This window comes from Amycolatopsis sp. NPDC004625 (assembly GCF_040609695.1).
In the GTDB taxonomy this organism is placed as follows: Bacteria; Actinomycetota; Actinomycetes; order Mycobacteriales; family Pseudonocardiaceae; genus Amycolatopsis.
Map to the genome: position 1 here is coordinate 17,000 of NZ_JBEXKX010000080.1, position 11,826 is coordinate 28,825.

11 protein-coding genes are annotated in these 11,826 nt (G+C 71.3%); 5 read left to right on the forward strand and 6 right to left on the reverse strand.

The window, feature by feature from the left end:
* Positions 1-8 precede the first annotated feature (8 nt).
* A complete protein-coding gene (locus ABZW17_RS44040; RefSeq protein WP_354828121.1) occupies positions 9-1,235 on the reverse strand; it encodes an extracellular solute-binding protein in 1,227 nt (408 codons plus the stop codon).
* Positions 1,236-1,342: 107 nt separating this feature from the next.
* Here ABZW17_RS44040 and ABZW17_RS44045 point away from each other — a divergent pair, with 107 nt between their 5' ends.
* Positions 1,343-2,404, forward strand: coding sequence for a LacI family DNA-binding transcriptional regulator (locus ABZW17_RS44045; RefSeq protein ID WP_354828146.1), 1,062 nt, complete (start codon positions 1,343-1,345; stop codon positions 2,402-2,404).
* Between the two features lie 133 nt (positions 2,405-2,537).
* Complete coding sequence (locus ABZW17_RS44050; protein ID WP_354828123.1) at positions 2,538-2,678, forward strand: hypothetical protein; 141 nt, start codon at positions 2,538-2,540, stop codon at positions 2,676-2,678.
* 4 nt (positions 2,679-2,682) lie between these two features.
* Here the strand turns inward: ABZW17_RS44050 and ABZW17_RS44055 are convergent, their stop codons facing one another.
* From ABZW17_RS44055 to ABZW17_RS44070, 4 genes are all read right to left on the reverse strand, one after another.
* Positions 2,683-3,909 carry a GDSL-type esterase/lipase family protein gene (locus tag ABZW17_RS44055; RefSeq protein WP_354828125.1) on the reverse strand — a complete coding sequence of 409 codons (1,227 nt, stop codon included), beginning with the start codon at positions 3,907-3,909 and terminating at the stop codon, positions 2,683-2,685.
* 30 nt (positions 3,910-3,939) lie between these two features.
* Entirely contained in the window at positions 3,940-4,905 is a 966-nt protein-coding gene (locus tag ABZW17_RS44060; RefSeq protein ID WP_354828127.1) for an arabinan endo-1,5-alpha-L-arabinosidase, read from the reverse strand.
* Positions 4,906-4,986: 81 nt separating this feature from the next.
* On the reverse strand, positions 4,987-6,534 hold the full coding sequence (locus ABZW17_RS44065) for an alpha-L-arabinofuranosidase B (protein ID WP_354828130.1): 1,548 nt from the start codon (positions 6,532-6,534) through the stop codon (positions 4,987-4,989).
* Between the two features lie 237 nt (positions 6,535-6,771).
* Complete coding sequence (locus ABZW17_RS44070; protein ID WP_354828133.1) at positions 6,772-7,170, reverse strand: helix-turn-helix domain-containing protein; 399 nt, start codon at positions 7,168-7,170, stop codon at positions 6,772-6,774.
* Between the two features lie 120 nt (positions 7,171-7,290).
* Here ABZW17_RS44070 and ABZW17_RS44075 point away from each other — a divergent pair, with 120 nt between their 5' ends.
* Positions 7,291-8,148, forward strand: a complete 858-nt coding sequence (locus tag ABZW17_RS44075) for an SDR family oxidoreductase (RefSeq protein ID WP_354828135.1) — start codon at positions 7,291-7,293, stop codon at positions 8,146-8,148.
* Positions 8,149-8,175: 27 nt separating this feature from the next.
* Here ABZW17_RS44075 and ABZW17_RS44080 read toward each other — a convergent pair whose 3' ends face one another.
* The gene (locus tag ABZW17_RS44080) at positions 8,176-8,400 is read right to left on the reverse strand and encodes a hypothetical protein (protein WP_354828138.1); all 225 of its coding nucleotides are present in this window, start codon (positions 8,398-8,400) and stop codon (positions 8,176-8,178) included.
* A 176-nt stretch (positions 8,401-8,576) separates the two neighbouring features.
* On the opposite strand from ABZW17_RS44080, the gene ABZW17_RS44085 reads away from it, so the two are divergent.
* Positions 8,577-9,443 carry a manganese catalase family protein gene (locus ABZW17_RS44085; RefSeq protein ID WP_354828141.1) on the forward strand — a complete coding sequence of 289 codons (867 nt, stop codon included), beginning with the start codon at positions 8,577-8,579 and terminating at the stop codon, positions 9,441-9,443.
* 139 nt (positions 9,444-9,582) lie between these two features.
* Positions 9,583-11,769 (forward strand): glycogen debranching protein GlgX, encoded by a 2,187-nt coding sequence (glgX, locus tag ABZW17_RS44090; RefSeq protein ID WP_354828144.1) that lies wholly within the window; start codon positions 9,583-9,585, stop codon positions 11,767-11,769.
* The last annotated feature ends 57 nt before the right edge of the window (positions 11,770-11,826 follow it).

The window sequence follows — 11,826 nt, forward strand, 5'->3', positions numbered from 1 at the left end:
GAGCACGCCTACTTCGCCGACGCGGCGGTCGCCTGCGCGGCCGCGAGCGCGGCGTCCGGGGCTTTCGCGCCGGTGAGCGCGGCCTGCACGGCACCCCACAGCGGTTCGGAGATCCGCGGGTACCGCGTGCCGAGGTTGTCGCCAGTGCGGCCCTTCGCGACCTTCACCGCGTCGACCCACACCTTCAGCTCGGGTTGCGCGGCGACCTGCTTCTCCTGCACCGAAGGCACGGCGGACACGTAGGTCAGCGCGGTGTCGGAGTCGAGGACGTTGGCCGGGCTGGTCAGGCAGGAGGCGATCTTGCCCGCGGTCTTTTCGGTGTCCGGGCTGCTCTGGGCGGGCACGGTGACGAACTCGCCGCCGGTCGGCGCCGGGGCCGCTCCCCCGGTGCGGGCGGGGATCGCGAGGACGCCGTACGCGAAGCCGGCTTTCTTGGCGTTCTGCAACTGCCAGGTGCCGTTTTCGGCGAAGGCGTACTCGCCGGTCGCGAACTCCTGCCAGCTGGTCGTCTGCGTGTTGCCGATCACCGAGTTCGGCGCGTATCCCTTGTCCAGCCAGGACTTCCACTGCGCGAGCGCCGAGGTGGCGGCCGGCGTGGCCAGGTCGGTCAGGTTCGCCCCCGCGCCCCAGAACCACGGCAGGAACTGGAAGCTGCCTTCCTCGGTGCCGATGGCGGAGAACGTGATGCCCTTCTTGCCGGCGGCGTGCACCTTGGCCAGTGCGGCGTCGAGGCTCGCCCAGTCCCGCACCGACGCCGGGTCGACACCGGCCGCGGTGAGCACGGTCTTGTTGTAGTAGAGGGCGAGGGTGTTCGCGCCGATCGGGACGCCGTAGGTCTGCCCCTTGGCTTCGGCGGCGGCGAGCAGGTTCGGGGCGGCCTGCGCGGCGTCGAGTCCGGTGTCCGCGTTGGACTTCAGCACGCCGCCCTCGGCCAGGGTCGAGACCACGGGGTTGTCGACCACCAGGACGTTCGGCGCGGTGCCCTGCTGGGCGGCGAGCAGCACCTTGTTGGTCAGGTCGGTGGTGTCGAACGCCTGCCGCGTGACCTTGACCCCGGCTTCGGCGCCGCACTTGTCGACGACCTTCGCCCACGCGGAACTCGCGTCGAACTGCGGGTACGGGTCCCAGACCGTGAAGGGCCCCGCGGCGGGGGCGGTCCCGCCGGAGGAACACGCGGCCAGGGTCGTCGCGGCGACGGCCGCCGACAGCAGCCGGATGAACGGGTGACGCTTCATGAGGGGTCCTTCCTGTCGGCACCTGCGACGACCGTGGATCCTTCGTCGAACCGGTTCGATGACCGAGGCCGCGTCACCGTAAACCCCGCGGGCGCTCCTGCGCAATACTGCGTGTACTACGATCGAACCGGTTCTGGTCGACGGTCGGGAGTGGCATGAACATCGGCGAGATCGCGCGGCGCGCGGGGGTGTCGCGCAGCACCGTGTCGTACGCGCTCAGCGGCAAGCGCCCGGTCTCGGCGGCCACCGTGCAGCGCATCAACGACGTCATCGCCGAGCTGGGCTACCGGCCCAACGCGAGCGCCCGGGCGCTGGCCGAGGGCCGCACGCGCACGCTGGGCCTGGTGGTTCCCCCGGCCAGCCGCCGACTGACCGACGTCCAGCTGGGGTTCGTGGGCAGCGTCGTCGACGCGGCCGCGGCCCACGACCTGGACGTCCTGCTCTCCCCCAGCGGCGGCGACCACGACCGGTCGTTCGAGCGCATCGTGACCGGGCGGCGGGTCGACGGCGTGATCCTGATGGAGATCCTCCTGGCGGACCCGCGGGTCGAGCGGCTGAGCCAGGCGAGCCTGCCGTTCGTGACGATCGGCCACGTCGAGCACCCCGGGGCGTCCTGGTGGGTCGACGTCGACTACGGCGGACTGATCACGCGCTGCGTCCACCACCTCGCCGACCTGGGACACGAAGAGGTGGTGTTGATCAACCGCTCGGCGGAACTCGTCGCGGCGGGTTACGGCCCGGCCCTCCGTTCGACGACAGGGTTCCTGGAGGCCACGGCGGCGCGCGGCCTGCGGGCCCGCACGGTGTGCTGCGCGGACGAGGCGGCGGCGGGCCTGGCGTGTTTCGAGCAGATCCGGGCGCAGTGGCCGGCGGTGACCGCGGCGGTCACGATCAACGAAGCGGCCTTGCCGGGGGTGCAGCGCGCGTTGCACCGGGCGGGGCTGGAGGTCCCGCGCGACTTCTCGTTGACGGGGGTGATCGCGGAGCGGCTGGCGGAGGACTTCCACCCCCCGCTCACGGCGGCGGACGTCCCGGCGACGGAGCTGGGCCGGCTGGCGGTGGACCTGCTGCTGGCCCAGATCGCGGACGGCGGCGCGGAGCCACGGCACGCGCTGCTGGAGCCGCCGATCTCGCTGCGGTCGAGCACGGGCGCACGGCCCCGCGGTTAGCGGCGGTGCGCCGCCGGGTTGCCCCGACCGGCCGAACCGCTTCTGCTGTTCGGCCGTTGCCGCCCGCACCCGGTCTGTCCTAGGGTGAGTTCATGATCGAACCGGTTCGATCGCTCCCCGCGGAGAGGCTCCGATGTCCCCCATCGACCAGCTGATCGTCACCGTCCTCGGCGCTCGCCGGGCGCGCGCCCGGGAGACGCGAGCCACCCCCGTCCGCAAGCGCGAGCCCCGGCCGGTGCACGACCCCCAGCGCCCGAAGACCGACCGGCGCTGACGGCTCACAGCCCGAACACCCGGAGGTCGATCGACTCGCCCAGCACGCGGTCCCCCGCCGCGTTCGGGTGGTAGCAGTCGGTTCGCCGGTCCGCGCGGATCACCGTCGGGTCGGCCGGGTCGCGCAGCACCGCGTCGAAGTCGAGGACCGCGTCGAACGTGCCCGAGGTGCGGATCCACGCGTTGACCGCCAGCCGGGCCTGCTCCTTCGGGCCGCCGGGTGCGTTGCACATCGGCAGGACGGTCGCGCCGACGATCCGGCGGCCCGCCGCGTGCACCCGCCCGGCGATGGTCCGCATCGCGTCGATGACCTGCGCGGCCGGCGCCGGGGGCGCGTAGTCGCCGCCGCCGAGGTCGTTCGTGCCCTCCAGCAGCAGGACGTACCGCACGCCGGGCAGGGACAGCACGTCCCGGTCGAGCCGGGCCGGCGCCGGCGGCCCGCAGCACTGGCCGGTCGGGTCGTACGGGTTCGGCTGCACGCTGACGGTGTTGCCGCTGATCCCGGCGTTGGCCACCGACAGCCGCCGCGCCGGCGGGCGCGTCGCGATCCGCTCGGCGAGCACGTCGGTCCAGCGGGGGCCGCCGCCGAACGCGTTGTAGCCGTCGGTGATCGAGTCCCCGAGGGCGACGATCGTGCCGCGGGCGGGCGACACGGCGCTGATCGCGTCCGCCCACCACAGGACGCCGGGCGCGAAGGCGCCGTACGCGCGTCCGGACTCGTCCGCGCCGGCGTCACCCGGCCCGGCCGAGGCGAACGACCCCGGCGTGTCCGTTTCCGGCGGTGGGAACGTGTGGTCGTCGACCGGCGACCCGGGCGCGTACACGCTCACCGCGACGTGGTCGCCGCGCCGCACGGACAGCGGCACCGCGTCGGTCCACGCGCTCGCGCCCGGCGGGATGGTCACCGCGTGCCGGAGGCCGAACGTCGCCCGGCGGTTCGAACCCGGCGCCAAGGCCGGCGACCCCGCCGAAGGCTGCCGCCCGATCCACACCGACCGCACCCGCAGCGCAGCGGCGCCGAACGGGTTGCCCAGCCGGACGCGCAGGGCCGTCCCGCTCGCGGTCACGGTGAGCACGTTGCGGACCGTGACGTCGGGCGAAACGCCGTGCACGCCCTGCAGGGCCGATTCCGTCAGCGTCACCGAACCCGGCAGGGCGGCCGCGTCCGCCACCGCCGGGCTCAGCAGCGACGCGGAAACGGCCAGGACGACAGCGGTTCTGCGAAGGCGCATCCGGAGCTTCCTCCTCGTCGAGGCGGGAATTCAGGCGACGACCGGCCAGCCGGCCGCGTCGTAGTTCAGGTGGTTGATGCCGAGCAGCGCCGCGCCGTTGTCGGCGTAGTAGTGGTAGAAGAGCAGGTCGCCGTCGTGGTCGGCCAGCACGGCCTCGTGGCCCGGCCCGTGGATGCTGCCGTGGCCGGCCAGGATTTCGGTACCGCCACCGGAGTTCATCGGCACGCCGTTGCGGTCGGCGTAGGGACCGGTGACGCTGGTGGAGCGGCCGACCATCACGCGGTAGGTGCTCGACGCGCCGCGGCAGCACAGGTCGAACGACACGTACTGGTAGTAGTACTGCCCGCGCTTGACGATGTAGGGCGCCTCGATCGCGCCGCCGCCCCGCCCGGCGATCGCCGTCATGCCGCTCCCCTGGCGCAGGCCGGTCCCGGGATCGAGCCGGATCAGCTTGGTACCCGACCAGAACGAGCCGAAGGCGAGCCACCACCGGCCCTGGTCGTCGACGACCAGGGCGGGGTCGATCGCGTTGAAGTTGTCGCTGTCGTGGGACTCGACCACCAGCCCCTGGTTGCTCCACGTGCCCGAGGCGCCGGACGTGCTGGTGGCCAGGAAGATCGCCGAGTGCCGGGAACCGAACGTGGAGGCCGCGTAGTACAGGTAGTAGCGGCCGTTGTGGGAGGAGATGTCCGGCGCCCACAGGGCGCGGCTGCCCGCGGTGTAGGACGTCGTCCACGGCGCGCCGCCCGGGAAGGCCGAGCCGGCATTGCGGAAGGCGGTGCGGTCGGTGGAGGTCTTGAGCGCGATGCCGTCCCCGGTGTGCGCCACCAGGTAGCTGCCGTCCGGGCGTTTCACGACGCTCGGGTCGTGCACGGCGACGTCACCGGTCACGCGCCCGGGATTCGGGTAGGTCGCCGCGCCGGCGGCCGGCGCGGCGAGCAGAGCGGCCAGAAGTGCGGTCACACCAAGGAAAACGGATACTCGAGCGGCCGGCATGGTGCCTCCTCGGGGCACGGGGCGGGCCGGGCGGGTGATCATGCGCCACCGCGGGGTGGCGCATGATCACCGCTCGGGGGGTCAGGACCACGGAGAGCTGACGAGCCAGCTCACGTCGTCGTTGTAGGAGGTGGCGTTGTCGAAGGTGTTCGACCCGCCGTTGGCGGCGATGTAGACGATGTTGGCGTAGTGCCGCACGTACCGGTCGGAGTAGTTGAGCGACCGCAGCGAGGCGCCCTGCCCGTTGCGGCCGGCCTCCGGGCAGAAGGTCGCGTCCTGGGCGAACAGCGAACTCCCGTCGTTCGCCTGCAGGTACAGCTGGTAGTTCTGGTGGCGCAGGTACTGCCCGGGCACGTTCTTCGACTCGAACGAAACGCACGACGAACTGCCGAGTCCGGTTCGGACGGTCCAGGACGCGTTGCCCTTTTCGGTGGCGGAGCTGCCGCTGCCGATCACCGCGGTGTCCACTGTGGACCCGGTGTGGTGGACGTACCGGTCGGTGCAGCAGGCGGTGGTGGCGCGCAGCGAGACGGACGCGCCCGGCGTCAGGCCGGTACCGGCCGAACCGGTGGCGTAGCCGGCCGCGGTGATGTTCGCCTGCACCGCGCTTTCCGTGGCGTCCGAGGGATAACCGGAGGTCATCACGCCTTCGTAGAAGGTGCCGCGGGCGCCGACGCTGTTGTCGCCCCCGATGCCGAGGATGATCGCGCCTTCCTTCTTCATCGGGTTGTAGCCCGACACGTTGGGCCGCACGCCGTCGTAGAACGTCGACACGCCACCGGACTGCGCGTTGCCGCCCCGGATGGCCCACCGGTTCGCGCCGCCCTTGACGATCGCCGTCAGGAAGCGGTGGCTGATACTGGGGTCGTTGGCGTTGTAGTGCTGGTTGACCCCGGAGAACAGGCCGTTCTCCAGGTCCGCCATGATCCACGGGCCGTTCCCGGCGCCGTAGCCCCAGACCTTGATGTTGCCGAAGTAGATGGCCTCCATCGTGCCGTTGCCGTTGTCGCGGCTGTTGCGTTCGGCGTTGCCGTAGTCGAAGCAGCAGCCACCGTTGTAGTGCGTGCCGTCGAAGATCGCGTACATGCCTTCCGGCTGGTCACCGGTCGCGATGCCGTTGGTGTTGTTGTTGCGGTAGCCGGTACCGGGAGCCACGTAGACGCCGTAAGCCTTGTGGCCGCCCACGGTGATCGGCGCCGCGGTGGCGTTGGCGAGGTTGTCGTAGCCGCCGGCGGCCGGGCCCTGGAACCCGCCGGGCGGCGCCTGCGTGAGGCGGTTGTTCCGGCCGGACTGGTCGTAGATGACCGTGATCAGGCAGGTGGTCCCGGCGCAGAAGGAATCCTGGGTGGCGGCGTTGGCGACGCCGCCGGCGCTCAACGGCGCGATGTCGCGCGTGGCGCTGTCCGACGCGCGCCGGACCTGGTACAGCGGGCCGTTGTAGGCGCCGTACAACGCGCGGGTCGTCGAATGGGCGGCCACGCACGGCGTGCCGCCGGCCGCGTAGATGTCGCACGGACCCTGCGTGGCCGCCTGGGACGTGCCGCCACCGGCGACCAGGCCGGTGACGAGCGTGCCGGCCGCGAGGACGGCGGAGGCGATGACGCGGGGAATTCTCGGCTGTCGTGCCATGGGTGATCTCCTGGTGCGGTACGGAAATCGTCGAATCGACAGGTGCGCGGGCCGGCGACGGTGCCAACCTCCTCCTCGATCACCGACACGCTGGAACGGCACAGGCGGAGCGATTGTGAGCGCTAACATAACTCCCGCGCCGACACAGTGCAATGGGCGGTTTCCGCACCGCAAACCTTTCGACGCTTTCGAGATCCCCGCCGGACCCCTTGTCCCGCAAGAGGATCCGGCCCCGCGTCAGGCGCCTTTCGCCTCGTCGTACCGGGCCTGGGCCGCCATCACCTCGGGCACGCCGGCTTCGAGGACCTCGATCAGCGCCAGCAGCCGGCGGGCGACCTCCCGCCCGGCAGGGGTGAGGCTGTACTCGACGTGCGGCGGGATCGTCGGCCGCGCGTCCCGGTGCACGAAGCCGTCGCGCTCGAGCGCCTGCAGCGTCTGGGCGAGCATCTTCTCGCTGACCCCCTGCACCCGGCGGCGCAGGGCGTTGAACCGGAAGACGCCGTCGTTCAACGCGGCGAGCGCGAGCACGCCCCATCGGCCGGTGACGTGGTCCAGCACCGCCCGCGACGCGCACGCGGCACTGAACACGTCGGCGACCAAGGCCTCGTGCTCGGCGTCGCCCTGTTGTCCATCCACCCCTTCGATACTACCCAAGAGTTTGCACGATGGATGTGACGGCACTAACAATGAGTTGGTACTTTCTAAAAGTTAGTACATGCTCCAAGGACAAGGTACTTGAACCTTCAAGGAGTTCTCATGATCGTCGTCACCGGCGCCACCGGCCACCTCGGCAAGCTCGTCGTCGAAGGCCTGCTCGAGAAGCTGCCCGCCGACCAGGTCGTCGCCGCGGTCCGCACCCCGGAGAAGGCCGCGGACCTGGCCGAACGCGGCGTCGAGGTGCGCCGCGCGGACTACACCGACCCGGAAAGCCTGGTCACCGCGTTCAAGGGCGCCGACAAGGTGCTGCTGGTCTCGAGCAGCGAGGTCGGTCAGCGGGTGGCGCAGCACCAGGCGGTCATCGAAGCGGCCAAGCAGGCCGGAGCCGGCCACCTCGTCTACACCAGCGCCCCGCGGGCGACGACGTCGGCGCTGGTGCTGGCCCCGGAGCACAAGGCGACCGAAGAGCTGATCGAAGCTTCCGGCCTGCCCGCCACGATCCTGCGCAACAACTGGTACCACGAGAACTACGCCGACACGATCAAGCAGGCCGTCGCGACCGGCAGCTTCGCCGGCAGCGCCGGCGACGGCCGGGTCGCCGGCGCCGCCCGCGCGGACTACGCGGCGGCCGCGGTCGCGGTGCTGACCGGCGAAGGTCACGAAGGCAAGGTCTACGAGCTCGCCGGGGACGCCCCCTACTCGTACGCGGACCTCGCCGCCGAGATCGGCAAGGCCACCGGCCGCGAGATCGGCTACGTCGACCTGCCGGCCGACGAGCACGCCAAGGTGCTCACCCAGGCGGGCCTGCCCGAGCCGGTCGTCGGCCTGCTCGTCACCCTGGACGCCAACACGAAGGACGGCCTGCTCGCCGAAACCACGGGCGACCTGCGCGCCCTCATCGGCCGGCCGAGCACCCCGGTCGGCGTGACCGTGGCCGAAGTCGCCGGTACGCGCTGATCCCGCCGCCGAGCCGCCCGGTTGCCGTCAGAGCGGTCCGCCGGGCGGCTTCCGCCGTGAAACGCTGGTCTCCCGCAACGGCGGCTGCCACACCCGGGCTTCGGGGGCCTGGCCGTCGTCACCGGGCTGGTCGAGCGGGTCGGCCCCGTTCTGCCAGCGAGCCCAGTGCGCCCGGCACATCCTCCGCCAGAGGGCCGGCTCGTCGCACTGGTACCGCCGGCAGGTCGGCACCCGCTCCTGGTGATCGCTCACGTATCACTCCACTCGCTTCGAACGTTCCGCGTTCAACTACCACAGCGACGGTGGGTTGTCGATCCTCCCCCGGCCGGGAGACGCGGCGCGCGGGCGGAGTCCGGATCGCCGCGGTTAACCCTCCGCTAACCGGGAAAGCCCCCTCCGACCGCCACCCCCGAGGACGGAGGAACGTCGTGTTCCGTCACACGAAACTGCTGCAGTTCGAAGCCAAACCCGAAAAGCCCGACCCCGTCTACGCCCGCAAACTCCAGGAACTCATCGGCGGCGCCTACGGCGAAATGACCGTCACCATGCAGTATCTCTTCCAGGGCTGGAACTGCCGCGTCGAAGGCAAGTACAAGGACCTGATCATGGACACCGCGACCGAAGAAATCGGCCACGTCGAAATGCTCGCCACCATGGTCGCCCGCCTGCTGGAAGGCGCACCCGCCACCGCCACCGCCGAAGCCGTCGAAGACCCCGTCATGGCCGCCACCATCGGCGGCATGGACGTCCAGCAGGCCATCGTCGCCGGTGGCGGCGCCCTGCCCGCCGACAGCAACGGCTACCCCTGGAACGGCAGGTACGTCATCGCCTCCGGCAACCTGCTCGCCGACTTCCGGGCCAACGCCGCCGCCGAAGCCCAAGGCCGGCTCCAGACCGCCCGCCTCTACAACATGACCGACGACCCCGGCGTCAAAGCCATGCTCAAGTTCAACCTCGCCCGCGACACCGTCCACCAGAAGCAGTGGCTCGCCGCGATCGAAGAACTGAAGGCCGACGGCCTCGAAGGCGACATCGTCCCCGACGCCCTCCTCGACGAAGAAGACCAGACCCACAACCACACCATCTGGCACCTGTCCGACGGCCCCGACGGCGCCAAGGGGTCCAGCTGGACCACCGACGCCGGCATCGAGTACCTGATGGACCCCGAACCCCTCGGCGGACCCGGCACCGCACCCGCCCCCGACCCCGCCCTGTACGGCACCTACGCCCCGCTGCAGGACGCGAAGGGCACTGCCAAGGGCAAGGCCAAGAAGATCAAGAACAAGCTGACCTGACCCCCACCGGCCATCGGCCCGGGGCCGCCACGACGGCGGTCCCGGGCCGGGTGCGTCCGGGTGAGGAGGCGTGCGTCACGGGTTCGGGGCCCCCGTGGCCGGGTATCCGGGCGGAGTTCGCTCGCACTCTGGAGGCCCTGTGCAGCCTTGGCCCGGTTCCCCCTACCCGCTCGGCGCCGACTACGACGGCGTCGGCACCAACTTCGCGCTCTTCTCCGAGGTCGCCGAACGCGTCGACCTCTGCCTGTTCGCCCCGGACGGAACCGAGACCCGGATCCGGCTGCCGGAGGTCGACGGCTTCGCCCACCACGGCTACCTGACCGGCGTCGGTCCCGGTCAGGAGTACGGCTTCCGGGTCCACGGACCGCACGACCCCGCCCGCGGGGTGCGGTGCAACCCCGCCAAGCTGCTGCTCGACCCGTACGCCAAGGCCGTCACCGGCCGGGTGGACTGGGACGAGTCGGTGTTCGGCTACCGCTTCGGCCGGCCCGAGGAGCGCAACGACGACGACTCGGCGGCGCACACGGTCCGCGCGGTCGTCGTCAACCCGTACTTCGACTGGGCCAACGACCGGCCGCCGGGCGTGCCGTACAACGAGACCGTCGTCTACGAGGCCCACGTCCGCGGGCTGACGAAGCTGCACCCGGACATCCCGGAGGAGCTGCGGGGCACCTACTCCGGGCTGGCACACCCGGTGATGATCGACTACCTCAGGTCCCTCGGCGTCACCGCCGTCGAACTGATGCCGGTCCACCAGTTCCTGCACGACCACGCCCTCACCGAGCGCGGCCTGGCCAACTACTGGGGCTACAACACCATCGCCTACTTCGCGCCCCACAACGAATACGCCGCCTCGATCCTGCCCACCACGCCGGGCAGCGAGGTGCACGAGTTCAAGGCGATGGTGCGGACCCTGCACGAGGCCGGGATCGAGGTCATCCTCGACGTCGTCTACAACCACACGGCCGAGGGCAACCACCTCGGGCCGACGCTGTCCATGCGCGGCATCGACAACCAGGCGTACTACCGGCTGGTCGAGGACGACCCGCAGTACTACATGGACTACACGGGCACCGGCAACTCGCTCAACGTGCGGCAGCCGCACACCCTGCAGCTCATCATGGACTCGCTGCGGTACTGGGTCACCGAAATGCACGTCGACGGCTTCCGCTTCGACCTCGCGGCCACCCTCGCCCGCGAGTTCTACGACGTCGACCGGCTGGCCACCTTCTTCGACCTGGTGCAGCAGGACCCGGTGGTGAGCCAGGTGAAGCTGATCGCCGAGCCGTGGGACGTCGGCCCCGGCGGGTACCAGGTCGGCAACTTCCCGCCGCTGTGGACGGAGTGGAACGGCCGTTACCGCGACACCGTCCGCGACTTCTGGCGCGGCGAACCGGCGACGCTGGGCGAGTTCGCGTCGCGGATCACCGGCTCGTCGGACCTCTACCAGAACGACGGGCGGCGCCCGTTCGCGTCGATCAACTTCGTCACCGCGCACGACGGCTTCACGCTGCACGACCTGGTGTCGTACAACGAAAAGCACAACGAGGCCAACGGCGAGGACGGCCGTGACGGCGCCGACGACAACCGGTCGTGGAACTGCGGCGCGGAGGGCCCGACCGAGGACGAGAAGGTCCTGGACCTGCGGGCCCGCCAGCGCCGCAACCTGCTCGCCACGCTGCTGCTGTCCCAGGGCGTGCCGATGCTGCTGCACGGCGACGAGTTCGGCCGCACCCAGCAGGGCAACAACAACGCCTACTGCCAGGACAACGAGCTGTCGTGGGTGGACTGGTCACAGCTGGAGCAGCACCGCGAGCTGTTCGAATTCACCTCGGGCGTCGTCGGCCTCCGCCGCCGGCACCCGGTGTTCCGGCGCCGCCGCTTCTTCGCCGGCCGCCCGATCCGCCGCGGCGACGAACTGCGCGACATCGCCTGGTTCACCCCGGCCGGCGAGGAGATGACGGACCACGACTGGGAGGCCGGCTTCGGCCGCAGCATCATGGTCTTCCTCAACGGCACGGCGATCCCCGACCTCGACGCCCGCGGCGAGCGCGTCCTCGACGACTCGTTCCTGCTCTGCTTCAACGCCCACGACGACGACATCACGATGACCGTCCCCGACGGCGAGTACGGCGCGGAGTGGGCGATCGTCCTCGACTCGGCGACCGGCGAGGTGTTCCACCGGTCCATCGGCGGTGTCCTGGTCGGCGGCGTGGCGGGCGACCAGCCGGCCACCCCGCGCACGGTGCCGGGCCACGGCACGGTCGTGGTCGCCGGCCGCGCCCTCACCGTGCTGATGCGCACCCGGGAAAGCGAAACCCGGTGACCCCCGGGACGCCGGCGGCCGTGCCCCCCGCGGCCCGCGGGGGGCCGCCGAGGCCCC